19 protein-coding genes are annotated in these 20,212 nt (G+C 38.1%); 9 read left to right on the top strand and 10 right to left on the bottom strand.

What is annotated here, in order from left to right:
* Positions 1–71: 71 nt before the first annotated feature.
* The 9 genes from D9K81_RS08855 (at position 72) to D9K81_RS08815 (ending at position 9,151) form a co-directional block, all read left to right on the top strand.
* Entirely contained in the window at positions 72–641 is a 570-nt protein-coding gene (locus tag D9K81_RS08855) for a TetR/AcrR family transcriptional regulator (protein WP_120375421.1), read from the top strand.
* Positions 642–982: 341 nt separating this feature from the next.
* On the top strand, positions 983–2,098 hold the full coding sequence (ribBA, locus tag D9K81_RS08850) for a bifunctional 3,4-dihydroxy-2-butanone-4-phosphate synthase/GTP cyclohydrolase II (protein ID WP_120375422.1): 1,116 nt from the start codon (positions 983–985) through the stop codon (positions 2,096–2,098).
* 18 nt (positions 2,099–2,116) lie between these two features.
* Entirely contained in the window at positions 2,117–2,587 is a 471-nt protein-coding gene (gene ribH, locus D9K81_RS08845; protein ID WP_067731440.1) for a 6,7-dimethyl-8-ribityllumazine synthase, read from the top strand.
* A gap of 4 nt (positions 2,588–2,591) precedes the next feature.
* A complete protein-coding gene (nusB, locus tag D9K81_RS08840; protein ID WP_120375423.1) occupies positions 2,592–3,041 on the top strand; it encodes a transcription antitermination factor NusB in 450 nt (149 codons plus the stop codon).
* A gap of 21 nt (positions 3,042–3,062) precedes the next feature.
* On the top strand, positions 3,063–3,980 hold the full coding sequence (thiL, locus tag D9K81_RS08835) for a thiamine-phosphate kinase (protein ID WP_120375424.1): 918 nt from the start codon (positions 3,063–3,065) through the stop codon (positions 3,978–3,980).
* Entirely contained in the window at positions 3,958–4,479 is a 522-nt protein-coding gene (locus D9K81_RS08830; RefSeq protein WP_120375425.1) for a phosphatidylglycerophosphatase A family protein, read from the top strand. The genes thiL and D9K81_RS08830 overlap by 23 nt, the downstream gene beginning before the upstream one ends.
* Positions 4,480–4,500: 21 nt before the next feature.
* Positions 4,501–5,865, top strand: a complete 1,365-nt coding sequence (gene glmU / locus D9K81_RS08825; RefSeq protein WP_120375426.1) for a bifunctional UDP-N-acetylglucosamine diphosphorylase/glucosamine-1-phosphate N-acetyltransferase GlmU — start codon at positions 4,501–4,503, stop codon at positions 5,863–5,865.
* Between the two features lie 12 nt (positions 5,866–5,877).
* On the top strand, positions 5,878–7,716 hold the full coding sequence (gene glmS / locus D9K81_RS08820) for a glutamine--fructose-6-phosphate transaminase (isomerizing) (protein WP_120375427.1): 1,839 nt from the start codon (positions 5,878–5,880) through the stop codon (positions 7,714–7,716).
* Between the two features lie 64 nt (positions 7,717–7,780).
* Entirely contained in the window at positions 7,781–9,151 is a 1,371-nt protein-coding gene (locus D9K81_RS08815) for a phosphohexomutase domain-containing protein (protein WP_120375428.1), read from the top strand.
* 60 nt (positions 9,152–9,211) lie between these two features.
* On the opposite strand, the gene galE is transcribed toward D9K81_RS08815, so the two are convergent.
* From galE to wecC, 10 genes are all read right to left on the bottom strand, one after another.
* Complete coding sequence (galE, locus tag D9K81_RS08810) at positions 9,212–10,231, bottom strand: UDP-glucose 4-epimerase GalE (protein ID WP_120375429.1); 1,020 nt, start codon at positions 10,229–10,231, stop codon at positions 9,212–9,214.
* Positions 10,224–11,897, bottom strand: a complete 1,674-nt coding sequence (pgi, locus tag D9K81_RS08805) for a glucose-6-phosphate isomerase (RefSeq protein WP_120375430.1) — start codon at positions 11,895–11,897, stop codon at positions 10,224–10,226. Before pgi ends, galE begins: the two co-directional genes overlap by 8 nt.
* Positions 11,897–13,153: a UDP binding domain-containing protein gene (locus D9K81_RS08800; RefSeq protein ID WP_120375431.1), complete on the bottom strand. Its 1,257-nt coding sequence runs from the start codon at positions 13,151–13,153 to the stop codon at positions 11,897–11,899. The genes pgi and D9K81_RS08800 overlap by 1 nt, the downstream gene beginning before the upstream one ends.
* An 11-nt stretch (positions 13,154–13,164) precedes the next feature.
* The gene (gene galU, locus D9K81_RS08795) at positions 13,165–14,040 is read right to left on the bottom strand and encodes a UTP--glucose-1-phosphate uridylyltransferase GalU (RefSeq protein ID WP_120375432.1); all 876 of its coding nucleotides are present in this window, start codon (positions 14,038–14,040) and stop codon (positions 13,165–13,167) included.
* A gap of 27 nt (positions 14,041–14,067) precedes the next feature.
* Complete coding sequence (locus tag D9K81_RS08790) at positions 14,068–14,697, bottom strand: sugar transferase (protein ID WP_121523203.1); 630 nt, start codon at positions 14,695–14,697, stop codon at positions 14,068–14,070.
* A 91-nt stretch (positions 14,698–14,788) separates the two neighbouring features.
* Positions 14,789–15,916, bottom strand: a complete 1,128-nt coding sequence (locus D9K81_RS08785) for a glycosyltransferase (RefSeq protein WP_120375434.1) — start codon at positions 15,914–15,916, stop codon at positions 14,789–14,791.
* Entirely contained in the window at positions 15,913–17,163 is a 1,251-nt protein-coding gene (locus tag D9K81_RS08780) for an O-antigen polymerase (RefSeq protein WP_120375435.1), read from the bottom strand. The genes D9K81_RS08785 and D9K81_RS08780 overlap by 4 nt, the downstream gene beginning before the upstream one ends.
* Positions 17,150–17,818, bottom strand: a complete 669-nt coding sequence (locus D9K81_RS08775) for a lipid II flippase family protein (protein ID WP_171406906.1) — start codon at positions 17,816–17,818, stop codon at positions 17,150–17,152. The genes D9K81_RS08780 and D9K81_RS08775 overlap by 14 nt, the downstream gene beginning before the upstream one ends.
* A gap of 64 nt (positions 17,819–17,882) precedes the next feature.
* Positions 17,883–18,941, bottom strand: coding sequence for a glycosyltransferase (locus tag D9K81_RS08770; RefSeq protein WP_120375437.1), 1,059 nt, complete (start codon positions 18,939–18,941; stop codon positions 17,883–17,885).
* Positions 18,941–20,200 (bottom strand): UDP-N-acetyl-D-mannosamine dehydrogenase, encoded by a 1,260-nt coding sequence (gene wecC, locus D9K81_RS08765; protein WP_120375438.1) that lies wholly within the window; start codon positions 20,198–20,200, stop codon positions 18,941–18,943. The genes D9K81_RS08770 and wecC overlap by 1 nt, the downstream gene beginning before the upstream one ends.
* Positions 20,201–20,212: the final 12 nt, after the last annotated feature.

The raw sequence follows: 20,212 nt of genomic DNA, 5'->3' as shown, positions 1-20,212 counted from the left end.
ACGATCGTTATGATAACGAATACTATGTTATGATCAAATTATCGTCAAATCTTATTTTTAGGGCATGACACATGCGTTATCCGCCTGAGTATAAACAGCAAAAACGTCAAGAATTGCTTCAAATCAGTGGTCAGTTAGCAAAAAAACACGGCTTTGCAGCCACAGGTATTGATAGTTTTATGAAGGCGGCTGGTGTCACCAGCGGTGCGTTTTACTCACATTTTTCATCCAAACACGCGCTATTTAAAGCACTGATTGAGACAGAGTTACAGCACAGTTTTTCCCAGTGGGAAAATAATCCTCATCAAACTGCAGCAGAATGGATTGATTTTGAGCTAGACCGCTATTTAGCACTGTCGCATTTAAAACATGCTGATCAAGGCTGTGTACTTCCTGCACTGGCCAGTGAAGTGGCTCGAGCCAATGAGGACATAAAACAGAGCTATCAACAAGAACTGCTTCGTGGTCATACCTTATTTACCCAATATTTAGGCTGTTCAGATAAAGCATGGGCCATGCTATGCCAGCTTGCAGGCACTATCTTAATTGCTCGCGCGATCCCTGATCCGATGCTTCAGCAACAGATTCTAGAAGCCAATAAAACCGTAATGCGCCAATATTTACATCATTTTTCACAATAAACGCACATGGGCATGTATAAGTTTGCTGAGGTCTTGCCTCTAAAATAGGTATTTCTTAAGTTTGCTTCGAGCGAACAAATACGAACGATAAACTGCAACGCTTTATGCCTTTCAACCATAACTTTGTCATTTTTTATTCTTTTCAATCGCTTAAAGATTGTGCATAAAGCGATTCTTTTAAATTCGGCCTGACTTTAAAAAGTGGTTCGGACTGTGTATAACATTGGACCTGAAAGGGAAAATGATAAGCATAGGCAAAACGTACAAAAAAACGTTAGACTATGCAACAATCTATATAAGTTTAATGTCTTTACAGAAGACGAAAAAGAAGGTGAAGGCTGATGCCGCTCAATACAGTTGAAGAGCTCGTCGCGGATATTCGTGCAGGTAAAATGGTCATTCTAATGGATGACGAAGACCGTGAAAATGAAGGTGATTTAGTCATCGCTGCAACTCATGTGCGCCCTGAAGACATTAACTTCATGATTACACATGCACGTGGCTTAGTGTGCCTAACATTAAGCAAAGAGCGTTGCCAACAGCTAAATCTACCGCTTATGGTAGATGCCAATGGCGCACAGCATGGCACGAACTTTACGTTGTCGATTGAAGCGGCTAATGGCATTTCTACTGGCATTTCACCTGCAGAACGCGCGCATACCATTCAAACGGCTGTAGCGGCACATGCAAAACCAGCAGATATTGTACAACCTGGGCATATTTTCCCACTCATGGCACAGCCTGGTGGCGTATTACACCGTGCAGGTCATACAGAAGCAGGTTGCGACTTGTCTCGTTTAGCTGGCTTAGAACCTGCTTCTGTCATTTGTGAAATTATTAATGAAGATGGCACCATGGCGCGCCGTCCAGATTTAGAAGTTTTTGCTGAAAAGCATGGCCTCAAAATGGGGACTATTGCCGATCTTATTCACTACCGCATGACCAATGAGCAAACGGTAGAACGTTTAGATCAACAAACCCTAGACACAGAATACGGCACATTTGAATTGTTCCGTTATCGTGAAGTGGGTAATCCAGACATTCATTTGGCTTTGGTCAAAGGTGAGCCAAAAGCAGGCGTGACCACTGTTCGCGTACATGGTTTTAGCCCAGCACGTGATTTGTTGAAAATCAACAAAAAAGATGGCGAACCAGCTTGGAACCTAGACAAAGCACTGAAAGAAATTGCCAACAGTGACCGTGGTGTACTGGTTTGGATTGGTCAGCGTCATTTACAAGACTTAGGCCCTGCGCTTGAAAGCTTGACCTCACCAAAACCGACTAAATCCAATGCTGCCTTATCTCAGCAATACCAAACGATTGGTGTAGGCGCACAAATTTTACGTGATTTAGGTGTTGAAAAAATGAAGCTTCTAAGCTCTCCATTACGTTTCAATGCCCTATCAGGCTTTAACTTAGAAGTGGTGGAATACATCACCGCAAATCAAACATCTTAAGAAATTATCGAGGTTACTATGGCAGTTCGCCGTATTGAAGGTATGTTACATCTCGCAAACGAAGACCGTTATGCGATTTTAGTTGGTCGTTTTAATAGCTTTGTTGTAGAACATTTGCTAGAAGGTGCCGTTGATACATTGAAACGTCATGGCGTATCAGAGGATAATATCACTGTTGTTCATGCGCCTGGTGCTTGGGAACTTCCTATCGTTGCGAAAAAACTCGCAGCAACAGGTCGTTTTGACGCTATCATTGCACTTGGTGCCGTGATTCGTGGTAGCACACCTCACTTCGACTTTGTTGCAGGTGAATGTGCCAAAGGTTTAGGCGTTGTTGGCCTAGATGCTGGTTTACCAGTAATCAACGGTGTATTAACTACGGACAGTATTGAACAAGCGATTGAACGCTCAGGAACAAAAGCAGGCAATAAAGGCAGCGAAGCTGCATTGACTGCAATTGAAATGGTTAACTTGTTAAAGGCTATTTAACGCTATGTCGCAAACACTTCAAGCAACTTATGCAGCAAAACGCAAAGCACGTCGTTTTGCTGTACAAGGAATTTATGAATGGCAGATGAGCCACAATCCAGTGCATGAAATTGAAGCGCGTACTCGCGTGGAAAATGCTATGCATAAAGTGGATCTCGGCTATTATCATGAATTGTTGACCGAGGTGGTTGCCAATCATGAAGCATTGGATGCGCTTTTAATCCCTGTGCTTGACCGCGAGCTAACAGCGCTTGATGGCGTTGAACTTGCGACACTTCGTTTAGGTGCGTATGAATTGAAAGAACATCTTGAAATTCCATATCGCGTTGTTTTAGACGAAGCGATCGAGCTAGCTAAACATTTTGGCGGTGCAGACAGCCATAAATACATCAATGGTGTATTGGATCGTTTAGCGACTACATTACGTGCAGCAGAAAAGCAGCAAGCGAACTAAGTTTTTAAGTCGAATTGTTGTATGGCTGAGTTTTCAATTATCGACACCTATTTTAATCGCAAGAATGTAAATTCTGTCGATTTAGGGGTCGGTGACGACTCAGCCCTGCTCACCCCTCCTCCACAGCAACACTTGGTCATCTGTGCCGATACTTCAGTTGCTGGACGACACTTCCCCCTAGATACAGCCCCACATGCCATTGGCTGGAAATCTGTTGCCGTCAATCTTTCTGATATTGCAGCTATGGGTGCTAAACCGCATAGCATTTTACTGGCATTGAGCCTACCCCAAATTGATCATGACTGGCTTAAAGGCTTTAGTCAGGGTTTATATGATTGTTGCGATCAATTTGGTGTGAGTTTAATTGGTGGTGACACCACCCAAAGCCCTCATCTAACCATTACCATTACTGCGCTAGGCTGGATTGAAACAGGCCAAGCTGTCACCCGCTCAGGGGCTCAAATAGGCGACCTCATTTGCGTCAGTGGCACAATCGGTGATGCAGCTTATGGTCTAAAACACCGCGGACATGCATTACAGCAACGCCTAGACTATCCAACGCCTCGCTGTGAGCTAGGTGAGCAACTCAAAGGCTTAGCCTCAAGCATGATTGATATTTCAGACGGTTTGGCCCAAGATTTAGGCCATATTCTGCAAGCATCAGACAAAGGTGCCTCAATTAATGTCGATCAACTACCGCTCAGTGATGCACTGCAACAACTCCCCGAAAAAGAAAAATTCCAATATGCATTAGCTGGTGGCGATGACTATGAGTTATGCTTTACAATAAGCCCGCATAACTATCAGTTGCTGAAACAACAAAATTTAGATGTAAATCTTACAATTATTGGACAAATTACCAAGAACTTGGGATTAACTTTTTTACAGAATGGCGTAGATTATTCTGTTCAATTTCATGGGTATCAACATTTTGCATAAACCAGAAATCAACTTTAAGCAAATGAGCCTTTTTGAACGCGTTATTGCGTTTTGTGGGGTTGGCTTCGGATCTGGACTTGCGCCTAAAGCGCCGGGTACTTTTGGTTCTGCATTTGCCTTATTGTTTATCCCATTCTGGCTTGCAATTGGCTTTTCAGCCACCATTATTGCCATCATACTGATGTCTTTGGTAGGCATTTATATTTGCGGTAAAACTGCGCAGATTATGGGTGTACACGATGACGGACGTATCGTCTGGGACGAATTTGCTGGGCAATCTATCACATTTCTACCGCTGATTTATTTGAATCAGCTGGATTGGAAATGGGCATTGATTGGATTTGGATTATTCAGACTCTTTGATGTTTGGAAACCATGGCCAATTAGCGTGATAGACCGTCAAGTGGGGGGCGGTTTTGGTATTATGCTCGATGATATTATTGCAGGCTTATGGGCAGCCATCTGCATTTTCTTCTATTTTAATTTTATTTCTACATGATAAATACTCCTAGGATCTGACATGTCTACTAGCGTTATTATTCTTGCCGCAGGTAAAGGAACACGCATGCGTTCCAGCTTGCCTAAAGTTCTGCAACCATTAGCAGGCCGTCCTTTGCTTGGGCATGTCATTGATACGGCAAAAAAACTTCAAGCTGGCAATATTATTACTATTTACGGACATGGCGGACAGTTAGTTCAAGATGCATTTGCACATGAAAACGTGCAATGGGTAGAACAAGCTGAACAGCTGGGTACTGGGCATGCTGTAAAAGTGACTTTACCGGTATTGCCTCAAGATGGTCTTTCACTCATTTTATCTGGCGATGTGCCGTGTATCACGCAGCAAACACTGCAGAAATTACTTGATGCATCTCAAATCTCAGGTATTGGCCTAGTAACACTGACACTTCCAGATGCTTCTGGCTATGGTCGTATTGTTCGTGAAAATGACAAAATTCAAGCCATTGTTGAACATAAAGACGCCTCTGATGAACAGCGTCAAATCAAAGAAATCAACACTGGTATTTACTGTGTTAGCAATGCTAAGTTGCATGAATGGTTACCAAAATTAAGCAACAACAATGCACAAGGCGAATACTATTTAACAGATATCGTGGCAATGGCGATTGCGGACGGCTTAGAAGTAGCTTCAGTAGAACCAGAACGAGCTTTCGAGGTTGAAGGTGTCAATGACCGTGTGCAATTGGCTGCATTAGAACGCGAATTTCAAGCATTCCAAGCCAAACAACTGATGCAACAAGGCGTTCATTTAATTGATCCAAGTCGGTTTGATTTGCGTGGCAATTTAAGCGTCGGAAAAGATGTTCGTATTGATATCAACGTGATTATCGAAGGTGATTGCGAGCTAGGCGACAATGTTGAAATTGGCGCTGGCTGTGTGATTAAAAACACCAAAATTGCATCTGGTACTAAGGTGCAACCATACAGCGTATTTGACAATGCTGTTGTGGGTGAGGATGCACAAATTGGTCCATTTGCACGTTTGCGTCCAGGGGCGAAATTGGCGAATGAAGTCCATATTGGCAACTTCGTTGAAGTGAAAAATTCAAGCATTGGCCTTGGCTCTAAAGCCAATCACTTTACTTACTTAGGCGATGCTGAAGTCGGTGCAGGTTCAAATATTGGTGCAGGAACCATTACCTGCAACTATGATGGTGCCAACAAATTTAAAACTATTATCGGCGACGCAGCTTTTATCGGCTCTAATAGCTCTTTGGTTGCACCAGTAACCATTGGCAATGGGGCAACAGTTGGTGCTGGTTCAGTCATTACACGCGATGTAGCAGATTATAGCTTAGCGGTAGAACGCTCTAAGCAATTTGCCAAAGAAAACTATCCGCGTCCGCAAAAAATTAAGAAATAAGAGGATCATTCTATGTGTGGTATTGTTGGCGGCATTGCTGAACGAAGCATTACCAATATTTTAATTGAAGGCTTAAAACGCCTTGAATACCGTGGCTACGACTCTGCTGGTTTGGCTCTCATTAATACTGGTGCAGTACTTCGTGAGCGCCGTGTGGGTAAAGTTGCAAATCTTGAAGAAGCTGTTAATCATTCAAAAATTTCAGGTTCTTTAGGTATTGCACATACTCGTTGGGCAACACACGGTAAACCAACTGAAAACAATGCGCATCCGCATATTTCAGGCAATGTCGCAGTTGTACATAACGGCATTATTGAAAACTACCAAGAGCTTAAAGATGACCTTGAAGCTTTAGGCTACGTGTTTACCTCTCAGACAGATACTGAAGTGGTTGCTCACTTGGTGAATGACGCACTGAAATCTACACCTAGCCTACTTGAAGCTGTTCGCCAAGTCGTACCACAACTTAAAGGCGCATACGCTTTAGGTATTGTTCACACAGATCATCCAAATGAATTGATCACTGTACGTGAAGGCTCACCACTGGTGATTGGTGTCGGTATTGGTGAAAACTTTATTAGTTCTGACCAATTGGCTTTACTTCCAATTACCAACCGTTTTATCTATCTTGAAGAAGGGGATATTGCACGTTTAACACGTAATACGATTGAAGTATTTGTGGGTGGAAAACTTGTAAATCGCCCGATTAAAGAGCTTGATGCAACTGTGAGCAATGCATCGAAAGGTGAATATAAGCATTACATGCTTAAAGAAATTTATGAGCAACCTGAAGCAATTCAGCAAACAATTTCTCAGGCATTAAACGGTAATGCTCTTCGCCCTGACTTTTTAAAAGCGGCAGAAGTGGATTTCAGCAAAATTCAGCAAGTTCAAATTATTGCCTGCGGTACTAGCTACCATGCGGGTATGATTGCAAAATATTGGTTTGAACAACTGATTAATGTGTCGGCTCAAGTCGAAATTGCCAGCGAATTCCGCTACCGCTCCCCTGTTATTATCAATAACACATTGTATGTCTGCATCTCTCAATCGGGCGAAACAGCAGATACATTGGCTGCGCTTCGTGATACACAAAAACGAGCGAAAGCTAAAGGCTTAGATATCACGACCATGACCATTTGCAACGTAGCAACATCGTCAATGGTACGTGAAACAAATCATAGCTTATTAACACTTGCTGGCCCAGAAATTGGTGTGGCATCAACTAAAGCATTTACAACACAACTTGCTGCCTTAATGCTTTTGGTTCTGAAGATTGGTGAAGTTAAGACTTCTATCTCTGCAGACACTATTGCAGAAATTACAGCTGAATTGTGGCATACGCCTAAAGTGATTTTAGATACATTGCAAAATGATAAAGAAATTTTGCGCTTATCTGAACTCTTTGTTGAAAAGCAACACTGTCTATTCTTAGGTCGTGGCACAAACTTCCCAATTGCTTTGGAAGGTGCTTTAAAACTTAAAGAGATTTCATATATTCATGCTGAAGGCTATGCCGCTGGTGAACTTAAACATGGTCCGCTTGCACTGGTTGATAATGACATGCCTGTAGTAATTCTTGCACCGCAAGATGACATGCTCGATAAACTCAAATCAAACATGGAAGAAGTACAGGCGCGTGGCGGTGAATTGTTTGTCTTTGCTGATGAAAACAGCGGTATTAAAGGCAAAGACCGTCAACATGTCGTTAGCGTTCCAAGCATCAGCGCAGTATTGGCACCAATTGTATACAGTATCCCAGTACAATTGCTGTCATACCATGTTGCAGTATTACGCGGTACAGATGTCGATCAGCCTCGAAATCTCGCAAAATCTGTGACTGTAGAATAATATATTGCTTAACTAAAAAGGCTGGTTAATCCAGCCTTTTTTATGCCTTTGAATGAGAATAAAGATGACAAAACTTACATGCTTTAAAGCCTATGACATCCGTGGCCAGCTTGGCGAAGAATTAAATGAAGAAATTGCCTATAACATTGGCCGTGCTTATGGACAAATATATCAACCTAAAACTATTGTTGTTGGCTGTGATGTGCGTCTCAGCAGTGAAGATTTAAAACAAGCCACCATCCGTGGCTTAAATGATGCAGGCGTCAATGTTTTAGATTTAGGCATGACAGGCACCGAAGAAGTTTATTTTGGTGCTTTCCATTTAGATGTACAAGGCGGTATAGAAGTGACTGCCAGTCACAATCCAATGGACTATAACGGTATGAAATTAGTGCGTGAAAATTCACGACCAATCAGTGCTGATACAGGTTTAAAAGATATTCAAGCTTTGGCTGAAACAGGCGTATTTGATGAAGTCGCAGTCAAAGGTACTACAGAAAAATACAATATCTTGCCTGAATTTGTCGATCACCTGATGGGCTATATTGATCCTGCAAAAATTAGCCCATTAAAGCTTGTAGTAAATGCTGGAAATGGCGCCGCAGGACATGTGATCGATGCCATTGAAGAAAAATTTAAGACCCTGAATATACCTGTTGAATTTATTAAAATTCATCATGAAGCAGATGGCACATTCCCGAATGGTATTCCCAACCCACTGTTAGTTGAAAATCGTGACACTACCCGTAATGCCGTACTTGAACATGGTGCCGATATGGGCCTTGCCTGGGATGGAGACTTCGACCGCTGTTTTCTTTTCGATGAAAAAGGGCAATTTATTGAAGGTTATTACATTGTGGGCTTACTTGCACAAGCATTCTTACTGAAACAATCTGGTGAGAAAATTGTGCATGATCCGCGTCTGGTTTGGAACACATTTGATATTGTTGAGCAATTCAAAGGTGAAGCGATTCAATCAAAATCGGGCCATTCATTTATTAAAGAAAAAATGCGTGAGCACAATGCTATTTATGGTGGTGAAATGAGCGCTCATCACTATTTCCGTGACTTTGCCTATTGTGATAGCGGTATGATTCCTTGGTTATTGGCTATTTCTGTGCTTTCAGAAACCCAACAACCATTATCATCGCTTGTTGAAGAGATGATTGAAAAATTCCCATGTTCGGGTGAAATCAACTTTAAAGTTGCAGATACTCAAGTCACAATTCAAAAAATCTTTGATTACTTTGCTAATCAAAATCCAAAGATTGATAAAACGGATGGTGTGAGTTTAGATTTTGGTGCTTGGCGTTTAAATGTCCGTGCTTCAAATACTGAACCACTTTTACGTTTGAATATTGAAAGCCGTAAAGATCAAAATCCGAAACCAATACAAGCTTATGTCGATGAACTTACACAATTGATTCAGGCTTAATCTGTAGACTGATTTTTATCATAAAAAAGAGCCTTTAAGGCTCTTTTTTATTAGTTTCGTTTAATCACGATATCCATTTGGATTTTGTTTTTGCCAATTCCAACTGTCTGCTAGCATATCTTCCAAACCAAATTTTGGTGTCCAACCCAACTCTTTGACTGCACGCTCATTATTAGAAAAAGACGTTGCAACATCCCCTTCTCGGCGTGGTGCAAACTCAAATGGAATTTCAATACCGTTGACTTTTTCAAAGGTATTTTTAATTTCTAAAACTGAACAGCCATTGCCAGTACCAATATTCCAAGCACGGCAACCTTGTGCATTTAAGCGATTATTTAAGGCACATAAATGTGCATTAGCCAAATCCACTACATGGATGTAATCACGTACACCTGTGCCATCTACTGTGTCGTAATCGTTGCCAAAAATAGAGAGTTTTTCACGACGGCCAACAGCAACTTGAGTTACATAAGGCATTAAGTTATTTGGAATACCTTGTGGGTCTTCACCCATCAAACCACTTTTATGTGCGCCTACAGGATTAAAATAACGTAATAATGCAATCGACCAGCGATTATCCGCCTCTGCCAACTTTTGTAACATCTGCTCTACAACCAACTTGGTATAACCATAGTTATTGCTTGGCATGCCTGTTGGCATATCTTCATTTAGAGGCGATACGTTAGCTTCATCATAAACGGTAGCTGATGAGCTAAAAACTAAATTAAATACATTGGCACGTTGCATGGCGTTAACTAAGCTAATAGAACCTGCAATATTATTTTCAAAATAGCTTAATGGTAGTTGCTGACTTTCCCCAACCGCTTTTAAGCCCGCAAAGTGAATCACGGCATCTATAGCATGACCGTGAAATAATGCATCCAGAACCTCGGCATGCCGAATGTCGCCCTCAATAAAATCTAGAGATTTTGAAGTTAATACTTGAACTCGATTTAGTGCCTCTTTTGAGCTATTTGATAAATTGTCTAGTACGACAACGTCATGTCCTGCATTTAATAGCTCAACACACGTATGTGAGCCAATATAGCCTGCACCGCCTGTGACCAATACTTTAGACATGTTCTTTTCTCATCAAAATATGTATTAAACCTTGTGTCGATGCATCAAGTGCTGCAAAGTCAGTTTGCTCCCCATTTAAAATGGGCAGTAATTGATTGGCAATTTCTTTGCCTTTTTCCACGCCCCATTGATCAAACGGGTTAATATTCCACAGCACAGATTGTACAAATACTTTGTGTTCATACATTGCAATCAGCATACCTAAACTATATGGGTTTAACTCTTGCATTAAAATAGTTGTGCTCGGTTGATTTCCATCATATTTTTTATATTTGGGTAAATCGACCACTTCATTTTGATTTAATGCTTGATTCCCGAAAGCCAGTAAACGTGATTGTGCCAAACAATTAGACAGAGCTAAATGATGTTGTTGAATAAGTGCTTCAGCATTATCTACATAAGTAAACTGCTGACTGTTATAACGTTTTATAGGGGCAATAAAATCACTACTGACCGACTGCGTTCCTTGATGTAATAGCTGATAGAACGCATGCTGGGCATTTGGGCCGACCTCTCCCCAAACAATAGGGCAAGTATCCCATTGAACTTTTTCACCATCTCGCTGAGTTGACTTACCATTGGACTCCATTTCCAACTGCTGTAAATATGATGCGAAATATTTTAAACGTCCATCGTATGGCAATACAGCATGGGTTTGAATGTCTAAGAAGTTGTTATTCCATGCACCCAACAAGCCCATTAAAACAGGAATATTTTGCTCAAAAGGCGCAGTTTGAAAGTGCTGATCGATCGCATAAGCACCTGCCAACAGTTGCTTAAAGCCATCAACACCCACCGTCAATGCAATGGGTAAACCAATACATGACCACAGTGAGTAGCGCCCGCCTACCCAATCCCAAAGTAAAAATTGATTTTCAGGTGCTATTCCCCAAGCAGTCATTTTCTCAGGTTTAGTCGATACACCAATAAAATGATGTTTTAGAATTTGAGATTCTTGACCTAAAGCCTTTTCTAACCATAAACGCACTGTTTGGGCATTTGATAAAGTATCAATTGTGCCAAAAGACTTCGATGAAATAATAAATAAAGTTGTTTCAGGGCGTAATTTATGTAATAAGTCTGAAAGCTGACTGCCGTCGATAGTCGAAACAAAATGCGTATTTAAAGGTTTTTCTGTGGTTTTTTTAAAATCTGAAAGTGCATGGCTCACCATAAGTGGGCCTAGATCCGAGCCACCAACACCAATATTCACCACATCTTGAATCACTTCACCTGTCGCACCGCGGTATTGCCCTTCATGAATTTTATTCACTAAAGCATACATACGATCTAGCTGTTCATGCACTTGCTTGGCTAATTCTGGATGCACTTGATCATTTTTAGGCAAACGTAGTGCCCAATGCATTGCAGCACGATATTCTGTGTAATTAATCAGTTCATCTGAAAATAGACGCTTAATCAATGGTGTTAGATCTTGTGCATTTGCCCAAGCCACTAAGTTTTTTAAAACATTTTGATTAATTCTGTGTTTACTAAAATCAAAAACGACTGGAGACAACGCCACTGAAAAATTTTGAAAGCGTGACTGATCTTCAGCAAATAATTCTGTTAAATGCTTTTGCTCAAACTCTGACTTTAAACTTTTTAGACGAGAAATGACCGTGTCTAAATCTTCTACGGCATAAGGTTTCGCTGGATTTCCCATTAGCGACCTACCCCCATATAAGCAAATCCTTGCGCTTTTAAATAGCTCGGATTATAAATATTTCGGCCATCCAAAATAAGTGGATGATGCATATTTTTAATTAATTCTGAATAATTCGGACTCCAATATTGCTTCCATGCAGTCAGTAAACACAGTGCATGTGCACCTGAAGTCGCTTCATATTGATCCGCGCAATAGATTAAATCTGCACGGTGACCATATTCTTTTTCAACTTCAGGCAAGGCTTGCGGATCATGCAATTTAACCGTTACGCCTTGAGCCCACAATGCTTTTAACATCGCATGAATGGGTGATTGTTGGATGCGAGCTGTATTTTCTTTAAATGCAGCACCCCAAATGGCAACGGTCTTGCCTTTTAAATCACCATGATAATAGTTCCACAATTTGCGGAATAAAATTTCTTTTTGCTGTTCATTAATACACCAAACTTGCGAAAGTAGCTGGCTTTTTGTCCCTGTATCAGACACTGTATTGGATAAAGTTAAAATATCGTGTGAAAAGTTTTCACCACCAAAGCCCGCACCTGGATGTAAATATGATGCTCCAATGCGACTATCTGCTGCCATGCCTTGGCGAACATGCTCAATATCAATCCCCAGTTTTTCTGCCACAACAGCAAGGTCATTAATATAACTAATACGCGTGGCTAACATGCCTGACACACTGAGTTTGGTAAATTCAGCATCCAGTACAGGCATAAATAAATACTGCTGTGGGCGGGGAAATAAAGGGCGTAACAATTCTTGAATGATGCACTGACCTTCAAGCTCCATACACCCCACGATTAGTTGTTTGGTCTGAACGAAGCTTTGCAGTGCATTACCTTCCTGAATAATATCTGGCAGGTAGGCCCAATGATCATCTGAGAGAATAGCTTTAAATTTCTCTGTACCATGCAAGCCTAAAGTAGAGGCATTAATCATCAGTTTAGGGTGAATGATTGGCCGAAGCTTGAGCGCTTTTAAAATCTCGAGCGCAGTGCTTTCTTCCGCTGGATTGAAACTAAAAAAGTAAGTTTCCATATCCAAAGGAAGCTCATCAAAATTGCAGTAGCTTAAAAAACCACTTTGCTGTTTGGCATCCAATAGTCGATTGACCGTTACATCCTGCAAATATGCATGTTCGAGTACATGATTTTTGAGTGTATTGCACCAATATACCTGATGCCCATATTCAGCAAGCAATGCAGCCATCACACCCGAATATAAGGTTTGGCCAAATACTGCAACTTTCATAAGCTGTCCAGTTAAATATCAAGGTCCTTGATCAGTGCTCTAAAGTCATTTCCAAGCTCTGCGTGGCTCAGGCCGTAATGTAGTACTGCTTTTAAATAACCGATTTTACTGCCACAGTCAAAAGTTTGGCCTTTCATACGGTATGCTTCGACAGCATCTGTTTTTTGTAGCATTGCGATGGCATCAGTTAGCTGAATTTCATTGCCCGCACCTTTTGGTGTTTGCTCCAGTAACTGCATAATTTTTACAGGGAGTACATAGCGTCCAACCACAGATAAATTAGAAGGTGCAGTGCCTACTTTTGGCTTTTCTACAATACCTTGCATAACAACACTTTGCCCTTCTGCAGGTGATGTACTCACATCCACAATACCATACTGATCCGTTAAATGATCAGGTACAGCTTCAACCATAATTTGTGCCATTGATGATGTATCAAAACGTGCAATCATGTTTGCCAAATCATTTTGAGCGGATTCATCTTTCACTAAAACATCGGGAAGTAAAACAGCAAAATCATCATTACCGACAATATCTTTGGCACAAAGCACGGCATGACCAAGCCCAAGAGGTTGTGGCTGACGTACACTCACTACACTCACATGCTGTGGAAGAATATCTGTGATTGACTTTAACAGCTCAAATTTCTTTTTTTGCTCAAGCGTTGTTTCTAGTTCGAAGTTACGGTCAAAATAGTTTTCAATAGATGCTTTAGAGGCATGTGTAACTAAAATAATCTGCTCGATTCCAGCAGCCACGGCTTCTTTAACTACATACTCAATGGCTGGACGGTCCACGACAGTGACCATTTCCTTTGGTATAGATTTGCTCGCAGGAAGAAAACGCGTACCAAAACCCGCAACTGGGAGAACTGCTTTTTTGATCATAATAAATACTAAATTGAAATTTAAAACTTAAAAATTACTATTTGAAGAACTATTCGATTTTGCTGAATCAGTACTAGAAAAACGTGCCGCACCAACTTCTTGGTCAGGTGCATTAATACCTTCTTTATTGAGCATAACTTTCACTGTTTTACACATAATTTTAAAGTCTAGCCAAATTGAATGGGTTTCCACATATTGAACATCTAAATCAAATTTTTCTTCCCACGACAAATTATTGCGCCCGCTCACCTGAGCTAAACCAGTCATGCCTGGTTTTACTTCATGGCGACGCATTTGATGCGGTGTATAGTGCTCTAAAAAATCTTTCATTTGCGGGCGGGGACCTACAATGCTCATATCCCCTTTTAACACATTAATTAACTGTGGCATCTCATCCAAACTGGTTGAGCGCAATTTATGGCCAAATGGGGTAATACGTTGATCATCAGGCAATGGATTCCCTTGTTTATCCACGGCATGTAGCATAGATCTAAACTTCATCATTTTAAAGATTTTCGCGTCTTGCCCAGGTCTTTCTTGATAGAAGAAAATAGGAGAACCTAAATTTTTACGAACTTTATAGGCTACCAAAAGAAATATCGGGCTTAAAATTATTAATGCTGTTAAAGCGATTAATATATCAACGAACCTTTTCATTTATCAAACCTGCTAAGCCTCAATGTGTTGTAAATTTTATAATAAAATCTTAAATTTTGATTTTTAATATAAATTAAAACACTAATTAAATTTAAAATAAAGAAATCAAATATTTAACTGTCACATCTCTAATATATTGTGCTTGAATTTTTTCACGATTCAACACAGATAAAGACGAATTAAACTCCGACAAAACTTTTTCAATTTCCTGCTTCAATATTTCTACAGAGCATGGCTGAATCAGTGAAACATTTTCAAATTTGCTTAAAGTTGCTGAAGCGACACCTTGTCCACCATAAATGATATATTTTCCAGTTGAAAGATACTCATATAATTTAGATGGCATCGCTGTTGCAAAATCTGGGGTTAGCTGTGCATATAAAATATCGCTACTGTTATAAATTTCAATCAGCTCATCAAAATTTTTTCTACCCAGAAAATTTAGATTTGAAGCTGTATGATCTGCTAGAGCATAAATACGTTCAAAATCTGTCCCCCCACCAACAATATTAAACTTCACATTGGGTAATTGCTTGCTCACTTCAACAAGTGTTGAAAGATCTTGGGCTAAGCCAACATTGCCAATATAAGTCACAGTTTTATTGTTAGATTTATTTTCTACCACTGAACTTAACTGTTCGAATATAGATAAAGATACACCATTTGGTACTTTAATCATATTCTGATAGTCTGAAACATACTTGGAAATATATTCAAATTCATGATCATTTGTAACACTAATAATCTTAAAGCGTTTTAAATTAAAAAGTGCACTTTTGGTAAAAATAGTTTTAGCCACTCTGTTAATCAATGATTTAGTGTCTAAATATTCCCAACTTAAATCACGAATATCCAGCACATTTACTTTATGAGCAGGCAATATTGCACTCATGTGTAGTAAAAACATGGATGGAATGGTAATTAAGTTAATATCACAGTTCATTTCCTTGGCTTTTTTTAATGCCAAAGACGCAATTTTCATTTCTAAAAATGCACGTTTCACAAAAGATGGAATTTTTGTGTCTATAAATGGAATTTTGTAGTGATTAAAATTCGCATCTTCTAACAAATGGTAATTATCATGATCCATTGAAATTAGTTTGACTTCATGGCCTTGCTCAAGTGCCGCATTGACTAAACTTAAGATACGATTCCTAGAAGCATTTTCACTTTCCAAACTATTTGCACTGATAATACAAATATCAGATAAATCGATCATTTAGATTCTCTTGAAAAAATTGAAAAAATTAAAAAACTTATACATAAAGGAATAAATGAATACATAAATGCATTATAGATTGCACCCCTTGCAAATATTAAAGAACATGTACAAATTATAGAAAACACACATAATCTGTATAATGATGATTTATTTATAAATTTAGCTGTAAGCTCTAAAAAACTAATATAAATAGCGATAAAAATAGAGTATATAAATGCACCAAACCACCAAGCATTCCCATAAGCATCCCCATAAACTGTAGGATGAATAGATAGCCTTTCAGAAGGGCTAGATCCATAAAATGCAGAGTGCATAATATATGAAAATTCTTCAGGCTTTAATCCAGGAAATACAAATAATAATATTCTCTTCAATGTATTATTATTTTCAAAACCGTCGAAATTATTATTATTTTGAACAAAATAATAAAAACCGTTAATCAAAGTATTTTCAGCACCTTCAGAGGCCAACTCAAAACCTTCCAAAAAATCACTTTGTAAAAATTCATTTAAATCTGAGCTATGTCTAACAGCCCTTGCTAAAATAAACACAAATAGCATCAAAAATAAATAAAATATAGGTTTTATTAGTTCAATACCTTTCTTTGTATACATAAAATAGCAAAAAATAGGAGCTAAAAGCATAAGAATATAACTTCTAGTTTTTAATACAAAAATACAAAAAATTAAAAAAAATAAAATTTGAACATAAATTAGTGATTTAATTTTTCTATTGCTTTTATAAAGATAATTTGCAATAAGTATTGAACTCGAAACGTAACAAATATATGTTGCAATAATAACCCAAATACCGCCATTAACTACATCCCACCAATTTACAGACATCAAAGAACTAAAATTTCTAATATTCAATCCTTTGATGAAAAAAAATGTAGCTAGAAAAAGTAAAAAAGATAAGATTAATATTTCATTTTTTTTTATTTTTAAATCATTACTATATTTAATAAAATTAACCCAAATATTATTAACACCTAAAAGTCTAACTATAAAATATCTTGAAAAAATTAAAACTCCAAGAAATAAGCTAGAAAATAAATTAGCCTCTATATAAGTTCTTTCTTTAAATTCAGAACCATCAAAACTAAATAAAATATTTAATGTAGGAAAAACAGACATTAATATTAGAGCTAAGAAAAAAATTACAAATGGTGATTTATTATCAAATTCAAACTTCACACCCAGCAGTGTTATAAAACATACCAGAATCGAACTAAATACTAACATAATATGCAACACTTACAATAATTAAAGATATAATTCCAACTCCAAATATTCTACCTAAAACTAACGATAGCAACATATTCTCAGAATTTTCAATGTTTTCATCTAAATCAATGCTTTTGGAAATTTTAGGTTCAATAATAAAAGTTAATAATACTGTAGCAAATGCATTTGTAACACCAGATAGCTGACTGATCATTGTACGATAGTCAGGAAAAAATAAAGCTATAAAGAAAACCATAAATACTGAAAGACTGTATATACAAAATACAATCGCAGAGCTAAAAAAAATAGGTCTATTTACAACAACACTTTTCTTATTATTCTTTTCTTCCACTTTAGTTGATAAAAAATAATATGGGAAAAAAATAATTTCTTTAAAAATGCTTTTCCCATTAATAATATTTCTAATTATTTTAGAAAAAGATGAAATTATTTTATCCCGAAATAGAAATACTAAATAACTAAAAAAAGCAGCACAAAATAATGAGCAAAGAACCATCACCAAATAACTTGTTTTACTAATACCTTTATCGATTAACAAACCAAGTACTGGCAATAAAGCCATCATAAAAAATCTTGTAAGCATAAATATTGCATTCTGCAAACTATATGCAAGTGACCTTTTATTCTCTTTAACTCCAGAAATACGTGCCATAAAAGATAAAACCTCTATGACATGAATACAACTGAAGCAAATAATGACTGCTAAAATTAATAAATTATAGTTCATTAAACAATGCTAACTCTTCTCTTATTAAATGATTAGGTGAAAATCGCTCATTTTTAATTTGTAATGAATTTTTTACATCACATTTAAAATTCGTAAATTCTTGTTCCTGTATAATTGTTACATTTTCAAAGCCTTTTAACATTTCTGTACACACTTCAAAATCTGTTGTTACAAGTGGAATTCCATAAGTTGCCATCTCACACATCATAACGCCTTGCGCATCATATCGCGTTGGCATCATTGCAAAACGATATTTATTCAATAATTCAGGAATATCTTTTTGCTGGATAAATTGATTAATGACCTTTACATTCTTTGGTTTTTCATTAAAAGTAAAGTAATTACCTTTGCCATAAATATGAAAATCTAAATCAGGGTTATTCAATGCAGTCTGGACTACAAGGTCTACAGCATATTTAGAGTCATCAAGTGGCCGTATTGTAATACTATCCGCAAGTTTTTGTTCTGCGTTGAATATATAGCTATTCATTAAAAATGCAGAGTTACACGCATTAGGTATAATTTTACATTGACCAAGATCAGTTGGATTTAAGCTAAGATTTTTAACAAATTGCCTTTTCATCCAATCGCTTACAAACACACAAGCTACTTTGTTTTTAGTTGAGCATTTCTTTAGAAAACTTTTTATAAGAATCATTTTTAAATGATCATAAATTTTTATAAAAATTTTCTTAGAAGATTTTTCCTTTTTCCAAACATACGGTACAGGATAGTCACCATATTGATGTAAAACCTCATGCCCGTGAAAGAAGAATATGATCTTCTTTCCTTCGACGGATTTTAAAGCACGAACATGATTTTTAACATTTGGAGCATGAGATACAATAATATCTGCCCATTCAACTAAATCTTGTGAAAATGGATATACGTCAATTGAATCAAATTGATAATTTTTTTTTGCTAAAAAATTAACAACTCTTACTGAATGATTTAATTTTTCATATTCCACGTTTCGACTATGCACATAAGACATCGCATAAGGTTTATCTATTGATGGATAATCTTGTGTTAAAACAAGGATCTTCATTAGAAGATCCCCTTCGTATCTACCAAATAATCTGTTGTTGGTATAGTTAAACCATTTTTGAATTGCTTATGATCAACCAAGATTAAATGAACATCTGCCTGATCTCTTTGATCTACAGAAATCAATAAAACATTATGTGGTAGTTGCTTTGGTAATTCCTGAATATTAGGCTCAATTGCCAAAATATTTAGACCTTGTTCAGCAAGTTTCTTTGTAATTTCCAAAGCTGGACTTTCACGTAAGTCATCAATATCTGGTTTAAATGCTAAACCATAGCAAGCAACGGTTACATCTTTAATGGTTTTATTAGGGTTTGCTTGTAAAAATTCTGCAATCTTAATTTTAACCTGATCAATCACCCATTCAGGCTTCGCATCGTTTACTTCACGTGCGGTACGGATTAAACGCGCTTGATCAGGTGTTTTAGCGACAATAAACCAAGGATCAACAGCAATACAGTGACCGCCCACACCTGGGCCAGGTTGCAAAATATTGACACGTGGGTGACGATTTGCAAGTGCAATCAATTCCCACACATTAATATCTAACTTATCGCAAATTACTGACAGCTCATTCGCAAATGCAATATTCACATCACGGAAAGAGTTTTCTGTCAGTTTGCACATTTCAGCTGTACGTGCGTTGGTTTCAATGCAACCACCTTGTACAAAAGTCTTGTATAGCTGACTTGATGCAGCTGAACATGGCTCAGTCATACCACCAATGATACGGTCGTTACTAATCAACTCTAACAACACTTTACCTGGAAGAACACGTTCAGGACAGTGAGCAACACGGATATCAGATGTTTCACCTTCTTGCTGTGGAAAACTTAAATCTGGACGTGCTTCGCTCAACCATGCGGACATTTGCTCAGTTGCGCCAACAGGTGAAGTCGATTCTAAAATTACCAAATTACCTTTAGATAAATAAGGTGCAAGTGCTTTTGATGCTACTTCAATATATTTTAAATCAGGCTCATGATCGTCTTTAAATGGCGTAGGTACAGCAACAATATAAGCATCTGCTTCTACAGGTGTTGTTTGAGCAGATAACATACCTTTTTCTACGACGTCTTTAACCAATGCATCCAAGTCAGGTTCTACAATGTGCACTTTACCTTGGTTAATCATGTCTACAGCGTGCTGATTAACATCAACACCTGTAACTTTAATCCCATGCGCTGCAAATGTCGCAGCAGTCGGTAAGCCGATATAACCCAAACCGATGACACAAATATGTTTAAATTGATGATTCATAATATGATTTAA

The sequence above is a fragment of the Acinetobacter chengduensis genome, from assembly GCF_003664645.1.
Lineage (GTDB): Bacteria > Pseudomonadota > Gammaproteobacteria > Pseudomonadales > Moraxellaceae > Acinetobacter > Acinetobacter chengduensis.
This window is presented reverse-complemented; position numbering and strand designations above follow the sequence as displayed.

Coding starts and splice junctions, on each gene's coding strand:
- galE (WP_120375429.1), bottom strand. CDS start 10,231: ATGTCTAAAGTATTGGTCACAGGCGGTGCAGGCTATATTGGCTCACAT.
- D9K81_RS08775 (WP_171406906.1), bottom strand. CDS start 17,818: ATGGCACGTATTTCTGGAGTTAAAGAGAATAAAAGGTCACTTGCATAT.
- D9K81_RS08790 (WP_121523203.1), bottom strand. CDS start 14,697: ATGAAAAGGTTCGTTGATATATTAATCGCTTTAACAGCATTAATAATT.
- D9K81_RS08815 (WP_120375428.1), top strand. CDS start 7,781: ATGACAAAACTTACATGCTTTAAAGCCTATGACATCCGTGGCCAGCTT.
- D9K81_RS08800 (WP_120375431.1), bottom strand. CDS start 13,153: ATGAAAGTTGCAGTATTTGGCCAAACCTTATATTCGGGTGTGATGGCT.
- D9K81_RS08770 (WP_120375437.1), bottom strand. CDS start 18,941: ATGAAGATCCTTGTTTTAACACAAGATTATCCATCAATAGATAAACCT.
- ribBA (WP_120375422.1), top strand. CDS start 983: ATGCCGCTCAATACAGTTGAAGAGCTCGTCGCGGATATTCGTGCAGGT.
- ribH (WP_067731440.1), top strand. CDS start 2,117: ATGGCAGTTCGCCGTATTGAAGGTATGTTACATCTCGCAAACGAAGAC.
- D9K81_RS08855 (WP_120375421.1), top strand. CDS start 72: ATGCGTTATCCGCCTGAGTATAAACAGCAAAAACGTCAAGAATTGCTT.
- galU (WP_120375432.1), bottom strand. CDS start 14,040: ATGATCAAAAAAGCAGTTCTCCCAGTTGCGGGTTTTGGTACGCGTTTT.
- D9K81_RS08780 (WP_120375435.1), bottom strand. CDS start 17,163: ATGTTAGTATTTAGTTCGATTCTGGTATGTTTTATAACACTGCTGGGT.
- D9K81_RS08830 (WP_120375425.1), top strand. CDS start 3,958: ATGGGTATCAACATTTTGCATAAACCAGAAATCAACTTTAAGCAAATG.
- thiL (WP_120375424.1), top strand. CDS start 3,063: ATGGCTGAGTTTTCAATTATCGACACCTATTTTAATCGCAAGAATGTA.
- nusB (WP_120375423.1), top strand. CDS start 2,592: ATGTCGCAAACACTTCAAGCAACTTATGCAGCAAAACGCAAAGCACGT.
- wecC (WP_120375438.1), bottom strand. CDS start 20,200: ATGAATCATCAATTTAAACATATTTGTGTCATCGGTTTGGGTTATATC.
- glmS (WP_120375427.1), top strand. CDS start 5,878: ATGTGTGGTATTGTTGGCGGCATTGCTGAACGAAGCATTACCAATATT.
- D9K81_RS08785 (WP_120375434.1), bottom strand. CDS start 15,916: ATGATCGATTTATCTGATATTTGTATTATCAGTGCAAATAGTTTGGAA.
- pgi (WP_120375430.1), bottom strand. CDS start 11,897: ATGGGAAATCCAGCGAAACCTTATGCCGTAGAAGATTTAGACACGGTC.
- glmU (WP_120375426.1), top strand. CDS start 4,501: ATGTCTACTAGCGTTATTATTCTTGCCGCAGGTAAAGGAACACGCATG.